This window comes from Amycolatopsis sp. FU40 (assembly GCF_021903635.1).
GTDB lineage: Bacteria > Actinomycetota > Actinomycetes > Mycobacteriales > Pseudonocardiaceae > Amycolatopsis > Amycolatopsis dendrobii.
The window spans coordinates 5,465,075-5,491,868 of the sequence record NZ_CP091381.1; the positions used below are offsets into that span (position 1 = coordinate 5,465,075).

Sequence of the window (26,794 nt, forward strand, 5' to 3'; positions counted from 1 at the left end):
CGAGCGACGCAGTGTCGAAAACCGCCCTGATCACCGGAACCAGCCGCGCTGCCGGCCTCGGCTTCGCCGTCGCCCGGCTGCTGTCCGAGCAGGACTACCACGTAATCCTCACCGCTCGGGACCTGGCCCGAGCCGAATCCCTTGCCGCGCGACTCCCGGACGCCACGGCGTTACGGCTCGACCTCACCGATCTCTCCACCATGACCGCCGCCGCCGGCTATGTGGCCGAAACCTTCGGCCGCCTCGACGTGTTGATCAACAATGCCAGTGACGCCGTCGATTTCGCCACGCTGTCCGCGCTCGACGCCGATCTGCCCGCCGTCCAGTCCGCATTGGACATCGACGTGCTCGGCCCGTGGCAGTTGACGCAGTTGCTGCTTCCTTCGCTGAAAGCCGCTCCGGCCGCCCGGATCGTCAATGTTTCCAGCGTTTCCGCGCTCCAGATCTCCACCGGACTCGACCTCGGGGCGAGCCTGCGCGCTCCGGCGCATTCCTTCGCCAAACACGCGCTGAACACCCTGACCGGCGTACTCGCCTCGGCGCTGCGGAACACGCCGATCCTCGTCAACGCCGTCGATCCAGGAGAAACCGCCACGCATCCCGAACGCGGCGACGAGGACACGGCCCGCCCGGCACGCGAAAGCGCCCGCGGCGTGGTGTGGGCCGCGACGTTGCCGGGCGGCGCCCCGACCGGCGGCCTTTTCCGGGACAGCGACCTGGTGCTGTCGCTGCTGCCCGGCACAGAAAACACCGCGGGCCCGGACCGTGACCGGTCCGAGCCCGCGGCGGGAAAACCCTTAGCGCGCCAAGATCAGTGACCCAGGTGCAGGCTGTCCAGGTGCACGTTGCTCGCGTGCGACTCGAGGCCGCCCGCCACGTCGTGCAGGTGGTTCTGGACCTCGTTGAGCGGCGCGGCGTGCGCGGCTTCCGGCAGGTCGCCGGCCGACACGTGCTGGGTGCCGGTCTCGACGGCGTCCTGAACGGTGCTCGTGACGTGCTGAGCAGCCGCGTTGACGGCCGGCGCGTGCGCGGTCGCACCCTCGATCGCGTGGGTCAGCGAACCCGCGTTCGGGGCGGCGGGCAGCGCCGGAGCGTGCGGCAGCTCGCCGACGCCCGGAACCTGCGGGAGCGAACCGACGCCCGGGACCTGCGGCAGCGAACCGACCTGCGGCAGCGAGCCGACGCCCGGAACCTGCGGCAGCTCGCCCGCACCCGGCACCGCCGGGAGACCCGGGACCGCGCCGGCGACGTGGTCCAGCGTGCCGGACAGGTCGCCGGCCTGGGTCAGGTCGCCGGTCGCCTGGGTCAGGTCGGCGCGGAGGTCGTTGTCGTGCACGCCGACCGGGGTCGAGCCGATCGCCTCGTTGACGGTGCCCAGCAGGTGCGAGCCGCCCTGGCGGACGTCCTCGACGATGCCGCTGACCGGACCGCCGACCACCGGGAGCTTGCCGGACTCGGCCACGACGGCCTTCCAGGTCAGCGCGTCGCCGAGGTGGTTGGTGGTCGCGTCCACCGCGGAGCCGACGAGCTTGCCGTCGAAGACGTGCTCGCCCACCGCGTTGACGGTGTTCTGGGTGTCGATCGCGGCGGCGTCGACGATCGGGCCGACGACCGGGACCGAGTGGGTCGCCTCGGCGACGTGGTCCAGCACGCCGGAGACCGCGCCCAGCGCGCCGTGGGTGACGGTGTTCAGGCCGGTCGCGTCCGCGACGTTGCTGACGCCCTCGAAGACCGGGCTCAGGTTCGGCAGGGCGCCGGCGAGACCGCCGAGGCCCTCGCCCGCCTGGTGCGCCACCGGCTCGGCGGCGGCGTTCGCCTGGTCGAAGGCGCCGCCCAGGTCAGCGGACGGGATGCTCGGCGCGGCGGGCACGCCCGGCACGGCCGGGATGCTCGGGGCGGCCGGGACGCCCGGCACCGCGGGAACGGCCGGGACGGCGGGCAGCGGGGCGCTGTCCATGACGAGCGGCATGATGTCCTGCACGTCCGACGGGTTCAGCTCGCCGAGGCCGGCGCCGTTGAGCACCCCCTGCGGGTCGGCCTTGTAGTCCGCCAGCGACTGCGGGTCGTTCAGCAGGTTCAGCGCGAATTCGTGCAGCGTCTGCACCGGGCCCATAGTTCGTATTCTCCTGTGGTGACAACGGATCGGGGTGGGGTGTCCGAGAAACGGACGAGCCGGCCCCAGAGCCGGCTCCTTTTCCGAACATAGGACGCCGCCGAATGCCCGCCATCGGGGGGTCACCCGGGTTAGCCGGGGCACCCACTAGGGACTTCGCCGCTCCCCCGATTAGGGGCATTAGGGGATTCGGCGCGTCCGCGCTGGTCACAGGGCCGCCGTCGCGCCACCCCGCCGGACGCCGCCCACCCCACCGATCGGGGGACGGACGCGGGTCGCCCGAAGAGGTTCGCCAGGACCACCCGTTGGTGTGACACCTACAAGGCTTTTCGCGCCGGACCGGGCGCGACGGGAAAGCCGAAACGGCGAGGAAGCGGGGTTGCCCGGCTTCTCGCCGTTTCGGAGTCCGCGCGGAAGATGAGCACGGAATCCGCGTTGAATTCCGTTTTCCGACGTTGATCACGCTTCGATTAGGGGGATTCCGCGTGGAATCCGCTGCGGGACGGGGCTGTCCCGCAGCGGCTCCCGGCTCAGGCGGTGGCGACCCGCACCGAGTCCGGCATCTCCAGCTCGCGCAGCAGTTCCTCCTGCCGCCGCCGGTAGGCCGCGACATTCGCCAGCTTGATCTCCTCGTACCCGCGCACCGAGTCCGGCAGCGCGGCCAGTTCGACCAGCCGGGCGTCGCCCCGGTCGGCCACCTCGAGCGCACGCGTCAGCGCCTGCCGGTACTCGCCGATCAGCGCCCGCTCGACCCGCCGGACCTCGGCGCGGCCGAACGGGTCCAGCTTCGTCCCGCGGAGCTTGCGCATGGCCCGCAGCGCCGCGAACGCGGGCCGGAAGCTGCGGCCGCCGAGGCTGATCTTGCGGTTCATGCCCAGCGCGCGCAGCACCGGCGGGTGCAGCCGGTGCGCGAAGCGCGTGCCGGCACCGAACTGGGCTTCGATTTCCGCGGTCAGCTGCGGGTCCAGCGACAGCCGCGCCACCTCGTACTCGTCCTTGTAGGCCATGAGCTTGTAGAGGTTCCGCGCGACCGCCTCGGTCACCGAAGCACTGGCTCGGGTGCGGACCCGCTCGACGAACTCCGCGTACTCCCGCGCGTAGCGCTCGTCCTGGTAGGCGATGAGGTCCGGGATCCGCAGGTCGAGCACCCGGGCGAGCTCGCCGTCGGCCCGCACCGAAGCACGCACCCGGCGGACTGCTTCCGCGTCGGCAACGGCCGGGGCCGCGGCCTCCGCCGACGGCGAGAGTTCCGCGTTGAGCGCGTCCGGGTCGGCGACCAGCTGCCTGCCGCGCCGGAACGCCTGGAGGTTCGTCTCCACCGCGGTCCCGTTGATCTTGATGGCCTGTTCCAGGCTCTCCGCGGTGACCGCCAGCGAGCCGGTCTGATAGGCCGCGCCGAGCTGGAGGATGTTCGCGAACTGGTCGTCGCCGAAGATCTGCTCGGCGAGGCCGCGCGCGTCGAGGTAGTGCCCGGCGGCGGTCGCGTCGCCGAGCGCGCCGCGGATGCTCGACTGGTCCGGGTAGGAAACTTCCTTGTCCACCACCATGCGCCCGGTCGGGACCTCCGAAGTGGACACCACGGCGACCGTCCGCCCGGCGTCGGCCACACCGAGGTACGCCGGGTCGGCGGCGACCAGCGCGTCGCACGCGAGGTAGAGGTCGCACTCGCCGTTGGCGAGTTTCGGCGCCTGCTCGACCGCGCCGGTCGAGATCTTCACGTCCGAGACCACCGCGCCGCCCTTTTGCGCGAGACCGGTCTGGTCGAGGGTGCGCACCTGCTTGCCGTCCAGAACCCCGGCGACACCCAGGATCTGCGCGACGGTGACCACGCCGGTGCCGCCGATGCCAGTGATCCGCACGGCGACGTCGGACAGGGTTTTCGCCGGTTCCGGCAGGACCTCCGCGCTGATCGGGGCGAGATGCCGCCGCTTGACCTCGCCGGTCGGGACGACAGTCAGGAACGACGGGCAGTCGCCGTCGAGGCACGAGTAGTCGACGTTGCACGAAGCTTGGTGGATCTGGGTTTTACGGCCGAACTCCGTTTCGACCGGTTGCACTGAAAGGCAATTCGACTTCACGCCGCAGTCGCCGCAGCCTTCGCAGACGCGTTCGTTGATGAACACCTTGCGCGCAGGCGTTTCCTGCTTCCCGCGCCGACGCTTGCGCCGCTTCTCCGCCGCGCACTCCTGCTCGTGGATCAACACCGTGACCCCGCGGTGCGCCGCCAGTTCTTCTTGCGTGCGAAGAAGTTCCGAACGGTCGCGCACCTCGACCCCGCGCGGCAGCTTGCGCTTCCGCAGCCGTCGCGGTGCGTCCGAGGTGATGATGACCTTCGCCGCGCCCTCGGTCAGCAGCAGCGCAGCGACCTTCTCCACGGACAGTCCGCCGACAGCGTCCTGACCGCCGGTCATCGCGACCGCCGAGTTGTAAAGCAGCTTGTAGGTGATGTCGACGCCGGCCGCCACCGCCGCGCGCACGGCGAGGCTGCCGGAGTGCATGAACGTGCCGTCGCCGATGTTCTGCATCAAGTGCGGCGTCTCCACGAACGGAGCCATGCCGATCCATTGCGCGCCCTCGCCGCCCATCTGGGTCAGCCCGACGACCTCGCCGACCTGCTCCGGTTCCATGAACAAAGCCATGGTGTGGCAGCCGATTCCGGCGCCGACGAGCGTGCCGTCCGGGACCTTGGTGGACGAGTTGTGCGGGCAGCCGGAGCAGAAGTACGGCGTACGCGCCAGCAGCGGCACCGAAATCCGCTCGCGGCGACGCCGTTGTTTCCATGCCGCAACGGGTTCCGCGTCCGGGAGGCGCTTGGCCAGTCCGCTCGCGATGCGGTCCGGGTCCAGTTCGCCGAGTTCGGTGAACAGCACCTGGCCGTGCGGGTCGGACTTGCCGTACACGCGCGGCGCGCCGGTGCGGCCGTAGAGGATCTCCTTGATCGCCGGTTCGACCAGCGCGCGCTTTTCCTCGATCACCAGGATCTCGTCGAGGCCCTCGGCGAATTCCTTGACGATGCCCGGTTCGACCGGGTACACGACGCCGAGCTTCAGCAACCGGATGCCGTAACGGGACAGTTCGGACTCGTCGAGGCCCAGCATCCGCAGCGCCTGGCGAAGGTCCAAATAGGACTTCCCGGCGGTGACGATGCCGACGCGATCGTCCGGTCCGGATCGGACGATCCGGTTGATTCCGCTGGCCCGCACGTATTCCATCGCGAGCGGCAGCCGTACCCGGTGCAGGCTGTGCTCGAGCGTGATCAGCTCCGGACCGAGAAGACGGCTGTTCGGCTGGTGCTTGTACGCGCCCTCGGGCAGCTCCGGCGCGGTCCACTCCGAATCGACCAGCGCGGTGCCGCCGGAGTCGGCGACGTTCGCGACGATCTTCATCGAGGACCACAGCCCGCTCGCGCGGGAAAGTTCGACGGCGTGCCTGCCGTGCTCCAGCACGTCCTGCGAATCGGCCGGGAAGAACACCGGCATCGCGAGGTCGGCGAGCGCGTGCTCGGACGCACACGGGATGGTCGAGGATTTCGCGTTCGGGTCGTCGCCGACCAGCGCGACCGCACCCCCGCGCGGATCGGCGCCGGCGAGGTTCGCGTGCCGCAGCGCGTCGGTGGCGCGGTCGAGGCCGGGGGCCTTGCCGTACCACATGCCGACCACGCCGTCGTGTCGCATCGTGCCTGCTCGGGCGGCCAGCTGGCTGCCCATGACCGCGGTCGCGCCGAGTTCCTCGTTGACGCCCGGCTTGTGCACGATGTTGTGCTCGGCCAGCAATCCCGACCGCCGCGCCAGCTCCAGGTCGAATCCGCCGAGCGGCGAACCCTGGTACCCGGACACGAAGGCCGCCGAATCGGCGCCGTTCCGCCGGTCCAGCCGGATCCGGTCGAGCAGGACGCGGACCAGCGCCTGCACCCCGGTCAAGTAGACAGTGCCCGCTTCGCGCACGTACCGGTCTTCCAACGTGAAGGCGTTCATCCGCACTTCCCTTCCGCACGCCATCAAGCCCACGGGCACCCGCCGCTGGGACGTGAGCCACCTCACCCCACGCCTGAGCCCGGCGCAACGTGCCCGGCCACTGTAGTGGCAAGGACGCAAAGGATGACGCGCGAGAGGGCCGATCGGGCAGATCCGTTGCGTACGATGCCGCTCATGGCCGAAGAACTGCTGGACGCGACCGACCACGAGATCATCGCGTTGCTCCGCGAGGACGCCCGGCGCACGTTCTCGGACATCGCCGGGCGGGTGTCGCTCTCCACCGCGGCGGTGAAGCGGCGCGTCGACCGGCTCCGGGAGAAGGGCGTGATCACCGGCTTCACCGTGCAGGTCGACCACGCGAAACTCGGCTGGGGCATCGAGGCGTTCGCACAGCTGCGGTTCTTCGGCAGCACGAACGTCGCCGAGATCGTCGAGACCACCACCCGGATCCCGGAGGCGCAGGCGGTCTTCACCATCGCGGGCGACCCGGACGCGGTCGTGTGGCTGCGCAGCCGCGACATGGCGCATCTGCAGAGCACGATCGACGAACTGCGGCGCAGCCACCGGATCACCAGCACGCGCACCCTGATCGTGCTCGACTCGTGGGTGCGCGGCGAGGACCGGCCGGAGTGACCTTCGGGCAGCGTCCCGGCGATCCGGTTGCCGCTCGGTCCCGTTTCCCGGCATCGTCGGGGCGACGCCGGGAAAGGGAGCCGATGCCGAACCACACCGCGACCTTCTCCCCCGTCGGCTGGACCGAGTCCGGGCCTGGGGCCTGGACGAAGGAACTGCTGCAGTCGCCGGGCGACTCGTTCACGCTGGTCCGGCTGGGTGCGGGTGCGACGCTGGCCGACCCAGGAGACCGGGTGTTGGTGCTGGAAGGCACTCTCGCGCACCATCGCGCCGGTGCGTACCTTGCCGCTGACGGCGCACTGTCCAGTCCGGACGGCTGTCTCGCGCTGAGCATCAGCGGCGAACGGCTCGGGGAACCGGCCGAGGACGTGTTCGGGCCCGCCGGCTGGCGGAAATCCAGTCCCGGCCAGTGGTTCCGGCTGCTGCTCGACGTGGCGTTCGACGAAACCTTCGACGAACGCGTGGTAGGACTGTCCTCTTTCGAACCGGGCTCGTTCTCGCTGCGGCATCCGCATCCGACCGCGCACCGGTTCCTGTTCCTCGACGGGGAAGCCGACGACGAGATCGTCCACCCGGACGGCACCCGCGTCACGGCCCGCCGCGCACGCGGGGACTTCGTGGACTATCCGGCCCAGGTCGAGCACCAGACGTTCAGCCGAAGCGGCTGCCTGATCCTGTTCCTGCACGAACCGGTGCGCTGAGCGGTCAGCGCTTGCCGATCGCCCCGGTCGGCAGCAGCGTGCGGCCGAAGGTGGCGTTGGCGACGACCGCGAACGAGCCGTACCAGGCGACCACCGCGGTCGCGAGCCCGAGCCAGCCGCCGATCTTGCCCGCGCCTTCCGCGCCGCCCAATTCCCCGATGGCGAGGAAGAGGAAGGTCAGGAACAACAGGACGAACACTCCGATCAGGACGGCGTTCGTGCGCAGCGACGCGATCATCATGTAACCGGTGAAAATGGTGAACACCAACAGGAACATCCCGGTCGCGGTCGCCGCGTCGGCGGGCGGGATCTTCGCCGAGAACTGCCAGACGTAGAAGGCGAAAGCCAGCCAGAACGCGCCGTAGGTGCCGAACGCGGTCGCGCCGAAGGTGTTGTTCTTGCGAAATTCCCACATCCCGGCCAGCAACTGCGCCAGTCCGCCGTAGAAGAGGGCCAGCGGCAGGACGACCGGTTCGACGGCTTTGGGGATGAGTCCGGCGTTCACCGCGCTGAGCACGAAGGTGGTGGCGGCGAAACCGGCCAGGCCGAGCGGGCCGGGGTCGGCGATGCCGGTGGCGGTTGAGGTCGGGCGAGCAGCGGTCTCACTCATCGGATCCTCGATTCTGCTTTGCGGCAGGATCTTCACATCTGACACCTGGCGCAACAGACTTGTCCACTGTCCACAACGTCCCTCTTTCGAGTGGCAATCGCGGAATTCCGCTTCGCGAATCGGTGAATGCGGTCCGTTTCGGGCGTTCTGGGTTTATCGCACATTATTCGTGAATTTGACCGTCCATTGTGGATATCGCTTCGGCGGTCCCTCGGGGGTCGCAGGTGCGGCTGGGGGCGGGTGGCCGAGTAGTGTCACCGGGTGACAGAAGCGTCCGGGAGGGGGAGGCATGCCTGCTGAACCGGTTGGCGAGGCTCGGCCCCGGCGGGGGCGGCCTCGGGGGACCAGCGCGCGGCAACTGGAGGAGATCGCGCTGCGGCTGTTCACTGAGCAGGGGTTTCACGAGACGACGGTGGACCAGATCGCGGCTGCGGCCGGGGTGAGCCGGCGGACGTTCTTTCGGTATTACGACGCCAAGTCGGATGTCTTGTGGAACGAGTTCGACTCCGAGGTGGATGCGATCCGGGAGTTGCTCGCGCAGGCTCCAGAGGATGTGCCCGTGCTGGAGGCGGTGCGGCGGGCGGTGCTGGCGGCGAATCATTATCGGGCTGAGGATGTGCCTGAGCTGCGGATGCGGATGAATTTGCTCAGTACGGTGGCCGAGCTGGCGGCCAGTGCCACCCGGCATTACGACGATTGGGAGCGGGCCGTGATCGGGTTCGTGGCTCGGCGGACTGGGCAGGATGAGGATTCGTTGTATCCGCTGGCGGTGGGGCGGGCTGTGCTGGCTACCTGCCGGGCGGCTTATGAGCGGTGGTCCGCTCGGGCGGATGCGGATCTGACGTTGTATTTGGATGCGGGATTGCGGGCGTTGGCTGCTGGGTTCGCTGATGAGGTGTTGGTTGGGGAGCCTGGGTCGCTGTGACTGGGCGGCTCGTCGCCTGGCGGCGACATTGGCCCGGGGGTTGCGTGGGGCACCCCGAAGCTTGATTGTGCTGACGGTCTGAGGGTGCTTGCCAAGGCGGGAAAGATGCCTTGGCAAGCACCCTCGGACCGCATTCCGGCTTCGTATCGGCGTGCGGGGGTGGTGTGGGTGCATCGATCGTTGAGTGCACTAGCTGCGGTTTCGCGGGTGGGTCGGGGCTAGCGCCCCAATGTGGCATTGGGTGCATGGGACGCACCCAATGCCACATTGGGTGCGTCTGACGCACCCAAAGTGGCATTGGGGCGCGCCGGAGGCGGGACGGCGAGCGGTGGGCGGGCGGCGGGGCGGTGGGGCGGGGCGTGAGGGAATGAGAGTTCCTGAGGGTCCCTCACGGACGGTCTAGCAGGGTGGCTAGGGCGGCGGGGGCGGCTGCGGCGCCGCTGAGTGGCTGCCAGCGGGCGCCCGCTTCGCGGGCGAAGCGTTCGGCTTCCTCGCAGTCCTCGGCTGGGGCGAGGATCAACAATTCTTCGCAGGCGCGGGCTGCCGGCAGCGGATCCTGGTCATCTGTGGCACGGCAATCCGATAACAGGAGGACCGTTTTCCTTGCCGCGCGGGAGGATGCCAGTTGTTCGTTCGCCTTTCGCAGAGCTGCTGCCAGTGCGGTGACTCCGTGTCCTCGCAAGGACAACACTGACTCCACCACCGCAGCCTTCGACCGGGAGGACCGTAGTGGGCGGATCACCTCCGCGTTTCGGGCGAAAGACACCACTGCGTGTTCGACCGGTGCTCGCCATGAACAAGCTGCCGCCGTCAGCGCGGCTGCGGCCAACCGGGCACCGGTCATGGAGCCGCTGGTGTCGATTACCAGACATAGCGCCAATTCTGGTCGTGCCCAGCGGCGGGACACCAGGTCGTCCAGTGCTGGGACCTTGCCGACCGCAGCCGCATCTACCAGTGCTGGCAAGGAGCGGTCCAGGTCTAGTTCGCCGCCTCGGTCGGCTCGGTCGCGACGTAATTTTCCCACGCCTCTGCCCCGCGCGACGCCGCGTCTTGCGACGTCGATCATCAGGCGTCGGGCTAAGCCTCGTGCGGCTGCGCGCAGGGACTCGTCGGTCGCCTTGCTCATTTCGACCAGCAACGCCATTGCTTCGTCTGCGTCCTCGCGGAAGACCGCGCTGAAGGCTTCCTCGTCCAGTACACCGACTTCGGGCGAGATTTCCGCGAAGCGGCCGTTACGGGAAAGCTCAGAGCGTGGCGTGGTGCTGCTCCGCGCTGAGCCTGGGCGTGGTGGGCGTTGTTGCTGCTGTGGGCCCGCCGGCGGCGGGCTCAGGCTTCCCCCGGCGGGTCACCGCCTTCGGAATCTGGCGGAGGGCTTTCGGCACCGAAGACGGCTACATACAGTTCGTCGATCACCGATTCCGCGGTGCGTCCGCTGGATTCGTGCAGGCCGATTCGGCCGGACAACGCGGCCAGTGCGGCGTCATGGCCGATTCGCCAGTTTGTGGTCGAGGACTCGCGGATGCGGGCCAGTGAGACTGCCAGCCGTACAACGTCGATGGCGCCGCGTACTGAGGAACCGACTCGGACGTCGGCGTGGTTGCGGGTGCGGCGTACCAGGTCTACGACTTTGTCGCGCCATTCGGCGGGCACCGCGGGGCCGCGGCGGGCGACGATGTCGCTTTCTTCGTCTTGGGTTTGGTAACCCATCACGATGCGGCAGACGCGGTCGTAAATGGCCGACGAGATTCGGGCGGTGCCGACCGCGTCGAACGGGTTCATCGCGGCTACCAAGCGGAATCCGTCCGCCGCGCGTACTCGGCCCAGGCGTGGCACGTGCAGTTCGGCTTCGGACATGACGGTGATCAGGACGTTGAGTGTTTCCTCCGGGATCCGGTTGACCTCTTCGACGTACAGCAGACCGCCGGTGCGCAGTGCTTCGATGAGCGGACCGTCCACAAAGGTCTCGGGCACGTAGCCTTCGGCCAACACGCGCGAGGGGTCGAACTGTCCGACTAAGCGGGCGGGCGTTAGTTCGGCGTTGCCTTCGACGAATACGAACGGTGAGCCGCCTGCCTCGGCGACGGCGCGCAGCAGGGTGGTTTTGCCGGTGCCGGGCGGGCCTTCCAACACGACGTGCGCGCCACAGTCGAGACCGGCCAGCAGGAGTTCGATTTCGCGGCGGCGGCCGACCACGTCCGCGGTCAGGAGGGGAACCGCGGACTGCGGACCGGAAACCGGCCCGCAGTCCGCCGACAATGCCGTCACGGCGCGTCGTGGACCAGCACGCCGCGCACGTTCCGGCCCTCCAGCAGATCGTCGTACCCCTGGTTGACCTCTTCCAGCGTGTACGTGCGGGTGATGATCTCGTCCAGCTTCAGGTCCCCGCTCTGGTACAGCCCGAGGATCTTCGGGATGTCCGTGGTCGGGTTGCAGTCGCCGAACAGGCTGCCCTTTACCGTCTTCTTGAACAGCGTCAGGATCGAACCAGGCAGATTGACGTTGTTCACCGACAGCTTGTTCAAGCCGGTCAGCACGATCGTGCCGCCCTTGCCGGTGGCGTTGAACGCGCCGGTCACGATTTCCTCGGTGACGATGCCCGCGGTGACGATCGTCTTGTCCGCACCGTTGCCGTTGGTGAACGACTGCGCCAGCTCGGCCGCTTCCTCCGGCGTCGCGACCGCGTGCGTCGCGCCGAGTTCCATCGCCTTTTCGCGCTTGTTCTCCAGCGGGTCCAGCGCGATCACGTTCTTCGCGCCGGCGTAGCGCGCGCCCTGCACCGCGTTGATCCCGATGCCGCCGACGCCGGACACGATCACCGTCTCGCCGGGACGTACGCCGGCCGCGTTGACCGCCGAACCCCATCCGGTCGGGACGCCGCAGCCGACGAGCACCGCCTTGTCGAGCGGGAGGTCGTCGTCGACCTTCACGACCGAGTTCTGGTGGATGGTCGAGTACTGGCTGAACGTGCCGAGCATGCACATCGCGCCGTACTGCTTGACCGGGCCGGGGCCGCTGAACGGGAACCGCTCGCCGGGCAGGTAGCCCTCGAGGATCGTGGCGCCCATGTCGCAGATCGCCTGCTGACCGGTGGCACACCAGCGGCACACGCCGCAGTTGGGGATGAACGAGCACACCACGTGGTCGCCGGGCTTGACGCGGGTGACGCCGGGGCCGACGTCCTCGATGACGCCCGCGCCCTCGTGGCCCAGCACCATCGGCAGCCGGGCCTCCAGGTCGCCGTGCGCGATGTGCACGTCCGAGTGGCACAGCCCGGCGTGGGTGTACCGGATCAGCACCTCGCCCTCGCCGGGGCCTTCGAGGTCGAGCTCGACCACCTCGATCGGCTTGCCCACCTCGTAGACGACCGCTGCTTTCGTCTTCATCGGGAACTCCTTTGTTCGAGCGGGCGGATCACAGCGCGATGTTCACGGACTTGGTCTGCGTGTAGAGGTCGAGCGCGGCCGCGCCCAGTTCCCGGCCCCAGCCGGACTGCTTGTAGCCGCCGAACGGCATCGCCGTGTCGAAGCCGTTGTACTGGTTGACCCACACCGAGCCTGCCTTCAGTTCCTTCGCAGTACGGTGCGCCTTCGCGACGTCGCGTGTCCAGACCCCGGCGGCCAGTCCGTACTCGCTGTTGTTGGCCGCGGCGGCCACGCCGGCTTCGGCGTTGAACGGCATGGCCGCCACGACCGGGCCGAAGATCTCTTCCCGGACGATGCTGAATTCCGGTTTCACGTCAACGAAAACGGTCGGCTCGATGAAGTATCCGGTGTCGCCCCAGCGTTTTCCGCCGGTGAGCGCGCGGGCGCCGTCGGCGAGCCCTTCGCCGAGATAGCGCGACACCCGGTCGAACTGCTCCTGGGAAACCATCGGGCCCAGCTGGGTTTCCGGATCGAGGCCCGGTCCGATCTTCACCTGGCTCGCCGCCTGAGCGACCGCCTGGGTGAACTCCTCGAAGATCGTGTCCTCCACGTACAGCCGCGTTCCGGCGACGCAGCACTGGCCGTGGTTGAACATCCACGCGTTGACCGAACCGGGCACCGCGAGGTCGAGGTCGGCGTCGGCGAACACCACGTTCGGGCTCTTGCCGCCCAGCTCCAGCGAAACCTTTTTCAGGTTTCCGCTCGCGGCCTGGACGATCTTCTTGCCCACCTCGGTCGAACCGGTGAAGGCGACCTTGTCGACGCCGTCGTGCGCGGCCAGCGCGGCCCCGGCGTCGCCGAAACCGGTGACGATGTTGACCACGCCGGGCGGGAATCCGGCTTCCTCGAACAGCTTGCCCAGCAGCAGCGCGGTCAGCGGTGTCTGCTCGGCGGGCTTGAGCACCACGGTGTTGCCCGCGGCGAGCGCGGGCGCGATCTTCCACGCCGCCATCAGCAGCGGGAAGTTCCACGGGATGATCTGCCCGCACACGCCGACCGGCTCGCGCAGCGTGTAGGCGTGGAACTGCGCGTCCGGCGCGAACGGCATCGACACGTTCACCGTGCTGCCTTCGATCTTGGTCGCCCAGCCCGCGTAGTAGCGGAAGACGTCGGCGGCCCAGCCGGTGTCCACGGCCGTCGCGATCGCCGCGGACTTGCCGTTGTCGAGCGCTTCCAGCTGGCCGAAGATCTCCGCCCGCTCGGACAGCAGATCGCCGATGCGCCAGATCAGCCGTTCGCGCTCGTTCGGCTTCATCGCGGCCCACGGGCCCTCGTCGAACGCCTTGCGCGCGGCGGCGACGGCGCGGTTGACGTCCTCGGCCTCGCCGTGCGCGACCTCGGCGATCTTCTCCCCGGTGGCCGGGTCGTAGGTCGGGAACGTGCGGCCCGACGCGGCAGGCACCCAGCGCCCGCCGATCAAGAGCTCCAGCGGGCCGGACACGAACTCCCGGACCTGGGTGTGCAGGGGGAATTCCACCGTTGCGGTCACCTGGCGCCTCCTCACTTCGTTGTGACGGAGGTCATCGTCACCCGGCGGACCGGGGGCGAAGTGTTACAGAAGTGGACAGTCGTCGGTCACGCCCAGCGCCTGCATGCGGCGATACAGCGTGGTGCGGCTGATGCCGAGTTCGCGGGCCGCGCGCAGCTTGTTGCCCTCGCTGGCGCGCAACGCCGTGACGATCGCGTTCCGTTCGGCGAGTTCTCTCCCGCCGAGCTGCCTCGTGCGGGAGCTGCCGCGGCACGCGGGCGGCAGCTGGGCGAGGTCGATCACCCCCGTGTACGGAAGTCGGGACACCTCGCGCATCGCCGCGCGCAGCTCGTGCAGGTTGCCCGGCCACGGATGCGTCCGCAGCGCGGCCAGCGCGGTACCGGTGAAGTGCGGTTTCCGGTCCGGGTATTCGTCGCGGAGCATCGCCACGGCGATCGCGGGCAGGTCGTCGAGGCGTTCGCGCAGCGGGGCGAGGGTGACGGTTTCCGCGCATCTGGCGGCGATCGCCGCGACGGCTGGGGACATTGCGTCCGATGGGACGGAAGTGAGCAGCAACCGGGCCGATTCCGGATTGTCGAGCGCCTCGCCGACCAACGGGAGCAGGCTTTCCGGCAGCAGGTGGACGTCGTCCAGGACGACGGCGGTGCGCGGCTGCGCGACCAGGTCGGTGAATCTTGTTGCCCAGGCTCGTGGTTCTTCGCGGAGCGCGGCGGCGGCGTGCAGGACGACCGGATCGTCCACGCCGGCTCGCGCTCGGGCTTCGGTGGTGCGACCGGTTCCGGGTTCGCCCGTGATGAGGACCGAGCGGGCAGTTTTCGCCGCCGCGGGGGCCGGTTTTCGGCTGCTGCTCTGGCTCTTCGCGATACGGAAGACGGCGCCGTCCGTCGAACCCTCGACGCGTTCGGCTACGACCGAAAGACTGATCCCGTCACCCACATCGAGGCGAGTGTCGAATACTCCGCGTTCCGGCACTTGCGGCAGCAACGTGCGCAACAGGGTCGGATCGGCGGGGCGAAGGTGTTCGATACAGGTTTCGTTGGCGAACACCAGATCGCCGCCGAGCACCGCGACCGGCACGCTGCGATGGTGCGTGGCCTGCTGGAACGCCAGGAACAGCCGCCGTTCGCAGGCGCGGGCGCTCTCCAGGACGAGCTGTTCGATGTCGCCCACGACGCGCTTCACCAGCGGCCCGAACAGCGGGTTGCCGCTGTCGCTTTCGCCGGTGATGTCGAGGACGCCTTCGATCCGGCCGGTGAGCGGATGCCGGATCGGATGGCCGTAGCAGCTGAACCGCTTCAACGCGTCGGCGTAATGCTCCTGGCCGTGGATTTCCACCGCCTGGCGCGATTCGTGCGGCGTGCCCAGCGCGTTCGTGCCGACGCGGCCCTCGCTGAGCTGCGAACCGTCCAGCACTCCGATCTCTTCCAGCTGACGCTGCAGTCCCCGGTCGCCGAACCAGCGGAAGACGAGGCGGCAGTCGCGGTCGGCGAGCAGGATGGAGAACCGGGTGCCGGTCAGCTGCTCGACAAGCTGGTCGAGCACCGGACGGGCAGCGGTCATCAGCCTGCTGCGCGGATCGACCTCGCCGATCGAAATCGCGCCCCGGTCCAGCTCCGGCTCGACGCCGAACAGCCGGGACCGGCGCCACGAATCGGCGATCGGCGGCCGCAGGACAGCGGAGCCCTGCGACGGTATCCCTCCGAGCGACACTGCTCCTCCCGACTACCGGACGGCGACGTAGCGGTTCGTGTGACAGTACCTTCGCGGATCGACAAGTTCCAGACGTGCGTCTTTCCGCTTCTCCTCTGTCCTTTGTGGACAATGGTATGATCGGGTGAGTGCCGGGTCGTTTTCTGATGTTTTTCGTCGCGCTGTTCGGCTGGGCCGAATGGGAACACTGGCGCTCCTCGCGCCGCGGCATGGGCGGCCGCCCCGGAACGTCGGGCACCGGCGAGGCGGTGGTCGTGCTCGGCTACCGCAACGGCGGGTCGCGGGCCAATTTCGTCAATCGCTGGCGAGTGCGAGCGGCAGTACGTTCACAGGCGCCCGGACCGTCCCGGCTGGTGTTGTGCGGCGGAGCCGTCGGCGGCACGGAGACGGAGGCCGCGCTGATGGCCCGGTACGCCAGGGAGTACGGCTGCCGCGGCCCGCTCGTCCTCGAAACCGAGAGCCGGTCGACGTGGGAGAACGTGCTCCACGCGGTGCCGTTGATCGAGGACGCGGACCGGATCAAGATCGTCTCGGATTCCTTGCACGCGGAGAAAGCGCGGCATTACCTGCGACGGCACCGGCCGGATCTGGCGGAGCGGCTGGTGCCCGCTCGCGACTACCGGTTCGGGGAGTGGCTGGCGATGAAGCCGCTGCTGGCGGTGATGGGGAAGCGGAGCCTGCGCCGGCTGCAACGGTAAGCCGGGGCGTCTCGCCGGGCGACTGGGCGCGGAGCAGCGACCCACCCCGCCGAAGGGCGCGCGCGTTCAGGGCTCGTGAGTGGCGATGCCGGTTCTAACCGGCATCGCCACTCACGAGCCGCCGGTCAAGTGCGCGTTGATCTTGCCCACCAACGCTTCCAGCCCGGCCCGCTCGTCCCGGCCGAGCGGAGCGAAGACCATCTCGTCCGCCTCGGCCAGCACCGCGTCGAGCCCCGTGACCAGGTCGATCCCGGCCGGGGTGACGTAGACGCGCTTGCGCCCGCCCTCGGTGCGGCGCTCGACCAGTCCCCGGCGTTCGAGCCCCTTCAACAGCAGGGAGACGTTCGCGGGCGTCGTGTAACTCATCTCCGCGACATCCCGCTGGATAACGCCAGGCCGCCGCTCCAGGTAGCCGAGCACCATGGCCTGTTCGAAAGTGAGGTCGCGCGTACGGCTCCATTCCTCGATCCGCTTGCGCTGCACCCAGCGAATCGACCGGAAAAGGTCGCCGGAAGCCGGTCGCGGCGGACCGCTCCGACCTTGAGTTAAGTCTTTAACTTCTAACTGGACAAGCGGAAGGAAAAGCTCGTCGACGATCGACCGGATCCGCGCGGGCCGGAGCGGGGCGAGGGTCAGCAGCAGGTCGTGCCGCACCAGCTGGAACGGCATTTCGAGCACCGCCCCGGAGAGGCGCGTCAGGTCGATTTCGCCGCGAGCGTGGGCGCGCTCGTAGATGTCTCGCGAGAGCGGCCGGTCGCCGATGATGCGGTCCCGGACCTGGCCGGGACTGGCGCCGGTGCTCGCCGACAGCCCGGAGATGGCAGCGGCGGCCGCGATGGCGAAGAATCCGGCCAGCGCTTCGCTCGCCGAGGTCAGGTACGCGAGCAGATCGCCGCGCAGGCTCCCGGTGTCGGGAACGGCGATCGGGCGGTCGTCGCGGTGCCGCCGCATCGCCGCCAGCACGAGTTCGTCCTTGTTGGCCCACCGCCGATAGAGCACGGCCTCGCTCGTGCGGGCGCGGACGGCGACCGACTCCATGGTCAGCCGCGCGTATCCGCCTTCGACCAGTTCGTCCCACGCGGCGGCCAGCAACGCGGATTCCAGCTGCTCGCCTTGCCGGCGGCGGACGGTTTCAGGGGCCACTCCGCCCACGATAGAAAGGTTTGTCTTTCTTAGCAAGTTTCCCTACTCTTGCGGACAGGAGTTCTTCGGAGCCAGGGGGTTGAAAATGCCGAACACAAACCTGTCCACGCCGGAATTGCCGGTCTTGATCGTCGGCGCGGGACCGACCGGGCTGACGCTGGCGTGCGAACTCGCCCGGCGCGACGTCCCGTTCCGGCTGATCGAAGCGTCCCCCGGCCTCCGCCCGGGCTCGCGCGGCAAGGGGTTGCAGCCGCGCAGCCTGGAGGTGTTCGACGATCTCGGCGTCATCGACCGCATCCTCGCCAACGGCCGGTCCGCGATGCCGATCCGGCTGACCGATCCCGACGGCCGGACGAGCGGCGGCCCGGCCTACGAGGAGCGTCCCGACGTTCCTTACCCCGCATCGGTCATCACCCCGCAATGGCGCGTCGAAGAAACCCTCGGCCTGCGGCTGACCGAACTCGGCGGCGCGGTCGAGTTCGGCACCGCACTGGAGAGTTTCGACCAATCCGCCGACGCCGTCACGGCAGTGCTGCGCACCGGCGACCGCGTCGAAACCGTCCGCGCGGAGTGGCTGGTCGGCTGCGACGGCGGGCGCGGCGTCGTCCGCAAACAAGCCGGGATCGCGTTCGAAGGCGAGACGGACGAGCGGATCCGGATGATCGTCGCCGACCTGGCCGTCGACGGCCTCGACCGCGACGCCTGGCACATGTGGCGCTGCGAGGAGGGGTTCGTCAGCCTCTGCCCGCTTCCGTCCACCGACCTGTTCCAGTACCAGGCGCCCGTCCTCGGCGAAACCGGCCTCGACCTCGCCACCCTGCAATCGATCTTCGACCGGCGAAGCGGCCGCACCGGCCTGCGGCTGCAGAACCCGGAATGGACGTCCGTGTGGCGCTCCAACACCCGCCTGGCCGAGCGTTACCGCGACGGCCGCGTCTTCCTCGCCGGCGACGCCGCGCACGTGCACTCCCCCGCGGGCGGCCAGGGCATGAACACCGGCATCCAGGACGCGCACAATCTGGGCTGGAAACTCGCCGCCGGAGCACCGGAGCTGCTGGACACCTACGAGTCCGAACGCCGCCCGATCGCCGCCGGCGTACTGCGGCTCTCGACCGCGCGGATGGCCGAAGCCGCCGAACAGAAAAGCATCCCCATCCGCAGCGACCGGGCCACGACCCAGCTCAGCGTCAACTACCGCGGCTCCGCACTGGCGCGCGACGACCGCAGCGAGTCCGCCCAGCTCCGAGCGGGCGACCGGGCCCCCGATGCCCCCGGCCTCACCACCACGACCGGCAAACGCCGCCTGTTCGACCTCACCCGCGGCGGCCGCTTCACCCTGCTGAACTTCGGCCCTCGCTTCGACTCGTCCGTCCGCACCTTCCACGTCGTTCCCGAGCCCGCCGCCGCCGACGAGATCGCCGATTCCTCCGGCCATCTGACCCGCGCGTACTCCCCCGCCGACCGCACCCTGGTCCTGCTGCGCCCCGACGGCTATGTCGGCCTGATCTCCGACGCGGGCGACTTCTCCGCCGTCAAGGAGTACCTGCTCTAGCCTCTTCCCATGTCCGCCCCCGACGAACTGGCCGCGACGCTGTACGGCGCGGTCAGCCTGATCGCCCGCAGGCTGCGCCAAAGCCAGGTCACGGCCGAGCTGTCCCTCCCGGAACGCTCCGCCCTGTCCCGCTTGGACCGCGACGGCCCGGCCACCACCGCCGCGCTGGCCCGCGCCGAGCAGATCACCCCGCAGGCGATGAGCTCGACCATCAGCGGCCTGTCCGCCCGCGGCTTCGTAACCCGCGACGCCGACCCCGCGGACGGACGGCAGATGATCGTGTCGCTTACGCCCGAGGGCAGCGAGGTGCTGCGGGCCCGGCGGGATGCGCGGATGCGCCAGTTCGCGGCTTCGCTCAGCTCGGGGTTTTCGCCGGAGGAGCTGGCGGTGCTGAAGGAGGCGGCGCCGTTGCTGGAGCGGTTGGGCCAGACGTTCTGAACCGCTGTCCGTCCACTGTGGAACTCGGATGCGCATCCCCGGCTTCCTGGTATCCTCGCCAACGGACAGCAGACTCGATCAAGAGGATTCCTATCGTGGCAGGTGAAGACGACATCTCCGGGTGAGCCCGGGGCACGGGCCGTCACGGCACCGGCCCCTCGCTGATCCCTGCGCGGTCTCAGGCCGCGCTTGGAGGTTCCCGTGCTGGTCAGGCGACCTACGCCACCGGACCCACGGGCTGCGAGGCAACCGAGCGCAGGCGTGCGCGCCGATCGGTTGAAGCCCAGGCGCCAGCCGGGCGGCAGGTCGCGAACGGCCCCACTCATGTCGTCCACACCACCACCAGCAGAGGCACCCCGCCCTGCCGATCCACCGCGAGGCCGCACCATGTCCGATCTTCGTATCGTCCTGTCCGGGATCTCCTTCTCCTGGCCCGACGACACCCTCGTCTTCGACCAGCTCTCCGCCACTTTCCCGGCGGGCCGCACCGGGCTCGTCGCGCCCAACGGGGCCGGGAAGTCCACTCTGCTGAAGCTCATCGCCGGGCAGCTCAAACCGGCCGCGGGCAGTGTCACCGTCGACGGGGTGCTCGGGTATCTCCCGCAGGACCTGCCGCTCACCGCGGAGCGCACGGTCGCCGAGGTGCTGGGCATCGACGCGATCCTCGAGGCCATCACGGCCGTCGAGGGAGGCGACGCGGCCGAGGAGCACTTCACCGCCATCGGCGCGGACTGGGACATCGAGGACCGCACCCGGGCGCAGCTGGACCGGCTCGGGCTCGGCGATCTCGCGCTCGACCGGCTGCTCGGCACGCTCAGCGGCGGACAGGTCGTCTCGCTCGGCCTCGCCGCGCAGCTGCTGCGCAGTCCGGACGTCCTGCTGCTCGACGAACCCACCAACAACCTCGACCACACCGCCCGCCAGCAGCTCTACTCGGTGCTTTCCGACTGGTCCGGCTGCCTGCTCGTGGTGAGCCACGACCGGGCGCTGCTCGACCGGATGGACCGGATCGCCGAGCTCGGCGCGGACGAAATCCGCTTCTACGGCGGCAATTTCACCGAATACGAACAGGCAGTGCGGGCCGAACGCGAGGTCGCGGAGAAGAATATCCGCAACGCCGAACAAGAGGTCAAACGCGAGAAGCGCGAAATGCAGCAAGCCCGGGAACGCGCGGACAAACGGGCGAGCAACGCGAAGCGCAATCTGTCCAGCGCTGGTCTGCCGAAGATTTTCGCGGGCACGATGAAACGCAACGCGCAGGAGTCCGCTGCCAAGGCGGACGGTACGCACGCGGCGCGGGTCAGTGCGGCGAAGGCCAAGCTCGACCAGGCTGAACGGTCGTTGCGGGAGGAGCAGAAGATCAGCCTGGAGCTGCCGAAAACAGCGGTTCCGGCGGGGCGGACGTTGTTTGCCGGCAAGCAACTCCGGGTGCGCGGGCTGTTCGCGGGCGAGGGTGCGGACCTGTCCGTCCGAGGTCCGGAAAGGATCGCGCTGACCGGTCCGAATGGCGCAGGAAAGTCGACGTTGCTGCGGCTGATGCACGGCACCCTCGCACCGGACTCGGGCGAGATCAGCCGCGCGGACGGGCGCATCGCGTATCTGTCACAGCGGCTTGATTTGCTGGATTCCGAACGCACGGTCGCGGAGAATCTCGCTGACGCCGCGCCGGAAATGCTGCCCGCGGACCGGATGAATCTGTTGGCGCGCTTCCTGTTCCGCGGCGCGCGGGCGCATCTGCCGGTCGGGGTGCTGTCCGGCGGAGAACGGCTGCGCGCGACGCTCGCGTGCGTCCTGTTCGCCGAACCTGCCCCGCAACTGCTGCTGCTCGACGAGCCGACGAACAACCTCGACCTGGTCAGCGCCGGCCAGCTGGAAAGCGCGCTCAACGCCTACCAGGGCGCGTTCGTGGTGGTCAGCCACGACGAGCGGTTCCTGGCCGAGATCGGCGTCGACCGCTGGCTGCGGCTGGAAAACGGGCAGCTCCGGGAAACGGCCGGGATCACCGAATGACCGCCCTGCGCGCGCACGAGATCGTGCGGGTGCTCGGGGAACGGCGCGTGCTCGACGGAGTGTCGGTCACCGCCGCCCCCGGCCGCCGGATCGGGGTGATCGGCGAGAACGGCACCGGGAAATCGACGTTGCTGCGCGTGCTCGCGGGCGTGGACGCGCCGGACCGCGGCGAGGTGGAGCGGCCGCCGGATCTTGGTTTCCTGCATCAGGAAATGCCGTTCGACCCGGCCGAGACGGTCGCCGGCGTCCTCGACCAAGCCCTCGCCGCGGCCCGCCAGGTGCTGGCCGGACTCGACCGGGTCGCGGCACTGCTCGCCGAAGCCCCCGAAGACGCCGCGCTGCTGACCGAGTACGCCGAATTGCTCGACCTGGCACAGCGACACGAGGCGTGGGACGCGGACCGGCGCGCGGAGATCGTGCTCACCGGGCTCGGGCTCGCCGAGATCGACCGCGAGCGCACGCTCGGCTCGCTTTCCGGCGGTCAGCGCGGCCGGCTCGCGCTGGCGGACCTGCTGGTGCGGCGTCCGTCAGCGGTGCTGCTCGACGAACCGACCAACCACCTCGACGCCGAAGCCGCCGCGTTCCTCGAAGCGCAGTTGCGCGAACTGCCCGGCACCGTCGTGTTCGCCAGCCACGACCGGGCCTTCCTCGACGCGGTGTGCACCGACATCCTCGACCTCGACCCGGCGCCGGACGGCCCGGTCCGGCACGGCGGCACCTATACCGAATACCTCCGCTGGAAACGCGCCGAACGCGAGCGCTGGGAACGGCAGTACCTCGAAGAACAGGAAGAACTGGAGGAACTGCGCGACGCGCTCGGGGTCACCGCGCATCGGGTCGCGCCGGGCAGGCTCGCGCCGGACAACGAGAAAATGGGCCTCGGCCGCAGGTCCGGCCGGGTGCAGAACCAGATCTCGCGCCGGGTCCGGGCCACGACCCGGCGGCTGGACGAACGGGAACGCGCCCAGCTTCCCGCGCCTCCGCCGCCGCTGCGGTTCCGCCCGCAAGCGCTGGCGGTCGAGAACCCGGAAGAAACCCTTGCCACGCTGGACAATGTGCGTCTTCCGGGGCGGCTTTCCCTGGACCGCCTGGCGATCCGGCCGGACACCCGGCTGCTGGTCACCGGCCCGAACGGCGCGGGAAAGTCAACGCTGCTTCTCCTTCTCGCCGGAGAACTCGACGCGGAAGGCATCACGCGCCAACCCGGCACAACCACCGGAATCCTCAGCCAGGACACCGCTTTCGTCCGACCGCAACGGACCGCACGCGCGACCTACCTCGCAAAGCTAGGACCGGAACGCGTCGCGGCCGTACCGCTGCACTCGCTGGGACTGCTGACGAATCGCGAAGCTTCCCGACCGGTCGGCGAACTGTCCGTCGGGCAGCGCCGCCGCCTCGCGCTCGCACTCCTCATCGCCGACCCGCCGCACCTGCTGCTGCTCGACGAGCCGACCAACCACCTCTCCCCCACCCTGTGCGACGAACTGGAGGACGCGCTCGGCACCAGCCCGGGCGCGATCGTCGCCGCCACCCACGACCGGCGGCTGCGCGAAAACTGGACCGGGCAAGTCCTCCGCATCGGACCAGACCACCGCGCTAGGCCGTTAGAGTGATCCGCGCCGGGCGGATGTCCAGCGGAAGGCCCGGGCGACGACCACTCCGCGGAACATCCGCCCGCGAAGGGAACGAACGATGCACGAAGCTCTGCGCCGCCACGTCGACTCCGGATTCATCCCGGGCGCGGTAGCCCTCGTCGCGCACGGCGACGACGTCGAGGTCACCGCACTGGGGCATCTCGACGTCGAACGCACCGCGCCGATGACCCGCGACACCATTTTCCGCCTCGCTTCCATCACCAAACCGATCACCGCGGCAGCCGTGCTGATGCTGGTCGAGGACGGGCGCTTCGGCCTGGACACCCCGATCGCCGAATGGCTGCCCGAACTGGCCGATCCGGTGGTCGTGCGGATGCCGCAGAGCCCGGTCGACGACGTCGTTCCCGCGGAACGGCCGATCACCGTCGGCGACCTGCTGAGCTCTCGCGCCGGTTACGGCTTCCCGTCGGACTTCTCGTTGGCGCAGGTCCAGGAGCTGTCCACGGTGCAGACCGACGGCCGCGAGGTCCGGCTGCGCCCGGAACCCGACGAGTGGCTCGCCCGGCTGGCCCGCATCCCGCTGCTGCACCAGCCCGGCACGGCCTGGCTCTACGACACCTGTTCCGACCTGCAAGGCATTCTGATCGCCCGCGCGTCCGGCCAGTCGCTGCCGGACTTCCTCGCCGAGCGGGTGTTCGAACCGCTCGGCATGGCCGACACCGCGTTCGAGGTCCCGGCCGCCAAACGGCACCGGTTCGCCAGCTACTACCGCTCCGCCGGCGACGGCCTCGAGCTGGCCGACGCGCCGGACGGCCAGTGGCGCGAGGCGCCCCCGTTCCCGGCCGGATCCGGCGGGCTGGCCGGGACCGCGGACGATTGGCACCGCTTTGCCCGGATGATCCTTTCCGGCGGGGAAGGACTGCTGTCGAAGGAATCCGTCCGGCAGATGACTGCCAACCACCTGACCGCGGAGCAGATCGCGGCCAACCCGGTCTTCCTCGAAGGCCAGGGCTGGGGATTCGGCGGCGCGGTCGACGTCGCGCCGACGCGGCCGTGGCAGATCCCCGGCCGCTACGGCTGGGTCGGCGGCACCGGAACCAGCGCTTACCTGACCCCGTCGACGGGTTCGGTCGCGATCCTGCTCACCCAGCGCGGGGTGGACGGACCCGGTGGCATACCGCACATGCAGGACTTTTGGCAGGAGACCGCCGCGCCGGAGTGATCCGGCACGGGCCGCGCACTGTACTGTGGCCCGCGGGCACGAGGCAACGCGACGAGGGGTCAGACGTGGGCATCTTCGACAAGATCCGCGGCGAGTTCATCGACATCATCGAGTGGACCGACGACAGCCGGGACACCATCGTGTGGCGCTTCCCGCGCTACGACAACGAGATCAAGATGGGCGCCAAGCTCACCGTCCGCGAATCGCAGGCCGCGGTGTTCGTCAACGAGGGCCAGGTCGCCGACGCCTACCCGCCGGGCATGTACACGCTGCAGACGCAGAACATGCCGATCATGTCCACCCTCAAGGGCTGGAAGTACGGCTTCAACTCGCCGTTCAAGGCCGAGGTGTACTTCGTCAACACCCGGCAGTTCACCGACCTCAAATGGGGCACGCAGAACCCGGTCATCCTGCGCGACGCGGAGTTCGGCATGGTCCGGCTGCGCGCGTTCGGCGGCTACGCGGTCCGCGTGGTCGAGCCGGTCGCGCTGCTGAAGGAGCTCGCCGGCACCGACCCGCAGTTCCGCACCGAAGAGGTGTCGGACTACCTGCGCAGCATGGTCATCAGCAAGCTCGGGCCCGCGATCGCGGCCGCGCAGGTCCCGATGCTCGACCTGGTCACCCAGCAGGACCAGATCGCGGGCAAGATCTCGAACGCGCTGAACCTCGAACTGCGCGAGGTCGGCATCGAGATCTCGAAGTTCATGATCGAGAACATCTCGGTCCCGCCCGAGGTCGAGGCCGCGATGGACAAGCGGACCCAGATGGGCGTGGTCGGCGACCTCGACCAGTACACGAAGTTCCAGTCCGCGAACGCGATCGAGGCGGCGGCGAACAACCAGGGCGGCGCGGGCGAGGGGCTGGGCATCGGGCTCGGCATGGCGCTCGGCCAGCGCGCGGCCGGACCGCAGCAGCAGCCCGCCCCGCAGCAGTACCAGCAGCAGGCTCCTCAGCAATACCAGCAGCCGCAGTACCAGCAGGCCCCGCCGCAGCCGCAGTACCAGCAGCAGGCGCCGCCGCAGATGCCGCCGCCGCTGCCGCAGAGCGAGCAGTGGTTCATCGGCGCGAACGGCCAGCAACTCGGCCCGTTCGACCGCGCGGGCCTCGGCCAGCAGATCTCCTCGGGCACGCTCGCGCAGGACACCCTGGTGTGGAAGGCGGGCATGGCGCAGTGGACCCCGGCCGCCCAGGTGCCGGAGGTGTCGGCGCTGTTCGGCGCGGCCCCGCCGCCGCTGCCGCCGTCCTGAGCCGCGTCAACCTTCTGGGGGACCCATGACTGACCCGCGCTTCCAGCAGGAAGGCGTGGCCAACACGACCTATCCGTGCGGCGGTTGCGGCGCGCGGCTGGAGTTCGCGCCGGGCACGACGGCCATGCAGTGCCCGTATTGCGGGTTCCGGCAGGAGATCGCCGCCGGAGAGCGGCAGATCCGCGAGATCCCGTTCGCGGAGCTGGCGAACCTCGCGCGCAAGCCGGTGGGGTCGATCGGCAAGTACGTCTTCGTGTGCCAGCGGTGTGCGGCGCGGACGGAAACGAACGAGACCGCCAGCATGTGCCAGTTCTGCGGCGCGCCGCTGGTGATCGACCCCGGCGCGTCCGGGCAGCTGGTGCCCGAAGGCGTGCTGCCGTTCGCGTTCGACCGTCCCGCGGTGAGCACGCACCTGAAGAAGTGGACGTCCTCGCGCTGGTTCGCGCCGACCGCGCTGAAGAAGGTCACCACGGCGGAGTCCACCAAGAGCACGTACATCCCGCATTGGACGTACGACTCGCAGACCGTGTCGGTGTACACCGGCGCGCGCGGCGAGTACTACTACGTCACCGAGAGCTACTACGAGAACGGCGAGCGCAAGACGCGCCAAGTGCGCCATACCCGCTGGTATCCGGCGCGCGGACAGGTCGCGCGGAACTTCGACGACGTCCTGGTGCCGGCGAGCACCCAGCTGCCGCTGCCGGAACTGGACAAGCTCGCGCCGTGGCCGCTGCTCGATTCCGCGCCGTACCAGCCGCAGTTCCTCTCCGGGCACTTCGCGCTGCGGTACGACGTCGAACCGGAGAACGGCTTCGAAGAGGCGAAGAACCGGATGGCTCCGGTCATCGCGGACGACTGCAAGTACGACATCGGCGGCGACACGCAGCGGCTGAATTCGGTCGACACGCAGCACAACAACGTCACCTTCAAGCTGATGCTGCTCCCGGTGTGGGTCGCGACCTACGTGTACGCCGGAAAGAACTGGCAGATCCTCGTCAACGGCGTCACCGGCGAGATCCACGGCCAGCGTCCGTGGAGCAAGGTCAAGATCGCCATCGCGGCGGTGCTCGCGCTGATCGTGATCGCGGTGATCGTCTACTTGATCGCGACGAAAGGGCACAGCACCGGCACCACGCACCATTCCGTTACGCACCACTGAGTTTTCGAAGGAAGTGATGTGCCGTGCTGATGGGCATGGTTCTCGGCGACCGCCGCTCCCGCGTTTCGCGGGAGCACGCGGGTTCGCCGCTGTCTTGACCGGCGGGAATCCTCGCCTGCTCGCTGCGAAGCGTCGACGGCTGACTGGCCCTTC

General features: G+C 69.4%; 21 protein-coding genes. 12 read left to right on the top strand and 9 right to left on the bottom strand.

The genetic code is table 11. The features are described 5' to 3' along the window. Positions 1 to 11 precede the first annotated feature (11 nt). Complete coding sequence (locus tag L3Q65_RS25985; protein ID WP_182891303.1) at positions 12 to 818, top strand: SDR family NAD(P)-dependent oxidoreductase; 807 nt, start codon at positions 12 to 14, stop codon at positions 816 to 818. Here L3Q65_RS25985 and L3Q65_RS25990 read toward each other — a convergent pair. Both L3Q65_RS25990 and L3Q65_RS25995 read right to left on the bottom strand, forming a co-directional pair. Further along, entirely contained in the window at positions 812 to 2,113 is a 1,302-nt protein-coding gene (locus tag L3Q65_RS25990) for an IniB N-terminal domain-containing protein (RefSeq protein WP_237596899.1), read from the bottom strand. The two genes, L3Q65_RS25985 and L3Q65_RS25990, sit on opposite strands and share 7 nt — an antisense overlap. A 530-nt stretch (positions 2,114 to 2,643) precedes the next feature. Further along, entirely contained in the window at positions 2,644 to 6,087 is a 3,444-nt protein-coding gene (locus L3Q65_RS25995) for an indolepyruvate ferredoxin oxidoreductase family protein (RefSeq protein ID WP_182891301.1), read from the bottom strand. 174 nt (positions 6,088 to 6,261) lie between these two features. Here L3Q65_RS25995 and L3Q65_RS26000 point away from each other — a divergent pair, with 174 nt between their 5' ends. Together L3Q65_RS26000 and L3Q65_RS26005 are read left to right on the top strand one after the other, a co-directional pair. Next, positions 6,262 to 6,720: an Lrp/AsnC family transcriptional regulator gene (locus L3Q65_RS26000; protein ID WP_182891300.1), complete on the top strand. Its 459-nt coding sequence runs from the start codon at positions 6,262 to 6,264 to the stop codon at positions 6,718 to 6,720. A gap of 83 nt (positions 6,721 to 6,803) precedes the next feature. Next, on the top strand, positions 6,804 to 7,421 hold the full coding sequence (locus L3Q65_RS26005) for a hypothetical protein (protein ID WP_237596900.1): 618 nt from the start codon (positions 6,804 to 6,806) through the stop codon (positions 7,419 to 7,421). Positions 7,422 to 7,425: 4 nt separating this feature from the next. Here the strand turns inward: L3Q65_RS26005 and L3Q65_RS26010 are convergent, their stop codons facing one another. Then, positions 7,426 to 8,031: an acetate uptake transporter gene (locus tag L3Q65_RS26010; RefSeq protein ID WP_237596901.1), complete on the bottom strand. Its 606-nt coding sequence runs from the start codon at positions 8,029 to 8,031 to the stop codon at positions 7,426 to 7,428. A 289-nt stretch (positions 8,032 to 8,320) separates the two neighbouring features. Between L3Q65_RS26010 and mftR the strand changes: the two genes are divergently transcribed. Further along, a complete protein-coding gene (gene mftR / locus L3Q65_RS26015) occupies positions 8,321 to 8,956 on the top strand; it encodes a mycofactocin system transcriptional regulator (RefSeq protein WP_182891297.1) in 636 nt (211 codons plus the stop codon). 388 nt (positions 8,957 to 9,344) lie between these two features. Here mftR and L3Q65_RS26020 read toward each other — a convergent pair whose 3' ends face one another. The 5 genes from L3Q65_RS26020 to L3Q65_RS26040 form a co-directional block, all read right to left on the bottom strand. Next, positions 9,345 to 10,100, bottom strand: coding sequence for a vWA domain-containing protein (locus L3Q65_RS26020; RefSeq protein WP_182891296.1), 756 nt, complete (start codon positions 10,098 to 10,100; stop codon positions 9,345 to 9,347). Between the two features lie 182 nt (positions 10,101 to 10,282). Next, on the bottom strand, positions 10,283 to 11,221 hold the full coding sequence (locus L3Q65_RS26025) for a MoxR family ATPase (RefSeq protein ID WP_182891295.1): 939 nt from the start codon (positions 11,219 to 11,221) through the stop codon (positions 10,283 to 10,285). Next, positions 11,218 to 12,339: an NDMA-dependent alcohol dehydrogenase gene (locus L3Q65_RS26030; protein WP_182891294.1), complete on the bottom strand. Its 1,122-nt coding sequence runs from the start codon at positions 12,337 to 12,339 to the stop codon at positions 11,218 to 11,220. The genes L3Q65_RS26025 and L3Q65_RS26030 overlap by 4 nt, the downstream gene beginning before the upstream one ends. 28 nt (positions 12,340 to 12,367) lie before the next feature. Further along, entirely contained in the window at positions 12,368 to 13,867 is a 1,500-nt protein-coding gene (locus L3Q65_RS26035) for an aldehyde dehydrogenase family protein (RefSeq protein WP_101438301.1), read from the bottom strand. Positions 13,868 to 13,930: 63 nt separating this feature from the next. Beyond that, the gene (locus tag L3Q65_RS26040) at positions 13,931 to 15,577 is read right to left on the bottom strand and encodes a sigma-54-dependent Fis family transcriptional regulator (protein ID WP_182891293.1); all 1,647 of its coding nucleotides are present in this window, start codon (positions 15,575 to 15,577) and stop codon (positions 13,931 to 13,933) included. Positions 15,578 to 15,705: 128 nt separating this feature from the next. On the opposite strand from L3Q65_RS26040, the gene L3Q65_RS26045 reads away from it, so the two are divergent. Beyond that, positions 15,706 to 16,275 carry a YdcF family protein gene (locus L3Q65_RS26045; RefSeq protein WP_237596902.1) on the top strand — a complete coding sequence of 190 codons (570 nt, stop codon included), beginning with the start codon at positions 15,706 to 15,708 and terminating at the stop codon, positions 16,273 to 16,275. 111 nt (positions 16,276 to 16,386) lie between these two features. Here L3Q65_RS26045 and L3Q65_RS26050 read toward each other — a convergent pair whose 3' ends face one another. Then, positions 16,387 to 17,418 carry a TetR/AcrR family transcriptional regulator C-terminal ligand-binding domain-containing protein gene (locus L3Q65_RS26050; protein WP_237596903.1) on the bottom strand — a complete coding sequence of 344 codons (1,032 nt, stop codon included), beginning with the start codon at positions 17,416 to 17,418 and terminating at the stop codon, positions 16,387 to 16,389. A gap of 85 nt (positions 17,419 to 17,503) precedes the next feature. Between L3Q65_RS26050 and L3Q65_RS26055 the strand changes: the two genes are divergently transcribed. The 7 genes from L3Q65_RS26055 (at position 17,504) to L3Q65_RS26085 (ending at position 26,641) form a co-directional block, all read left to right on the top strand. Beyond that, positions 17,504 to 18,970, top strand: coding sequence for an FAD-dependent oxidoreductase (locus L3Q65_RS26055; RefSeq protein ID WP_237596904.1), 1,467 nt, complete (start codon positions 17,504 to 17,506; stop codon positions 18,968 to 18,970). A 9-nt stretch (positions 18,971 to 18,979) separates the two neighbouring features. After that, the gene (locus L3Q65_RS26060) at positions 18,980 to 19,408 is read left to right on the top strand and encodes a MarR family winged helix-turn-helix transcriptional regulator (protein WP_237596905.1); all 429 of its coding nucleotides are present in this window, start codon (positions 18,980 to 18,982) and stop codon (positions 19,406 to 19,408) included. A gap of 387 nt (positions 19,409 to 19,795) precedes the next feature. Further along, on the top strand, positions 19,796 to 21,418 hold the full coding sequence (gene abc-f / locus L3Q65_RS26065; protein WP_237596906.1) for a ribosomal protection-like ABC-F family protein: 1,623 nt from the start codon (positions 19,796 to 19,798) through the stop codon (positions 21,416 to 21,418). Continuing rightward, the gene (locus L3Q65_RS26070) at positions 21,415 to 23,031 is read left to right on the top strand and encodes an ABC-F family ATP-binding cassette domain-containing protein (RefSeq protein ID WP_237596907.1); all 1,617 of its coding nucleotides are present in this window, start codon (positions 21,415 to 21,417) and stop codon (positions 23,029 to 23,031) included. Before abc-f ends, L3Q65_RS26070 begins: the two co-directional genes overlap by 4 nt. Positions 23,032 to 23,110: 79 nt before the next feature. Continuing rightward, positions 23,111 to 24,235, top strand: coding sequence for a serine hydrolase (locus L3Q65_RS26075; RefSeq protein ID WP_237596908.1), 1,125 nt, complete (start codon positions 23,111 to 23,113; stop codon positions 24,233 to 24,235). A gap of 65 nt (positions 24,236 to 24,300) precedes the next feature. Continuing rightward, positions 24,301 to 25,482: an SPFH domain-containing protein gene (locus tag L3Q65_RS26080; RefSeq protein WP_182891287.1), complete on the top strand. Its 1,182-nt coding sequence runs from the start codon at positions 24,301 to 24,303 to the stop codon at positions 25,480 to 25,482. A gap of 25 nt (positions 25,483 to 25,507) precedes the next feature. Further along, positions 25,508 to 26,641 carry a hypothetical protein gene (locus L3Q65_RS26085; RefSeq protein WP_182891286.1) on the top strand — a complete coding sequence of 378 codons (1,134 nt, stop codon included), beginning with the start codon at positions 25,508 to 25,510 and terminating at the stop codon, positions 26,639 to 26,641. Positions 26,642 to 26,794 lie beyond the last annotated feature (153 nt).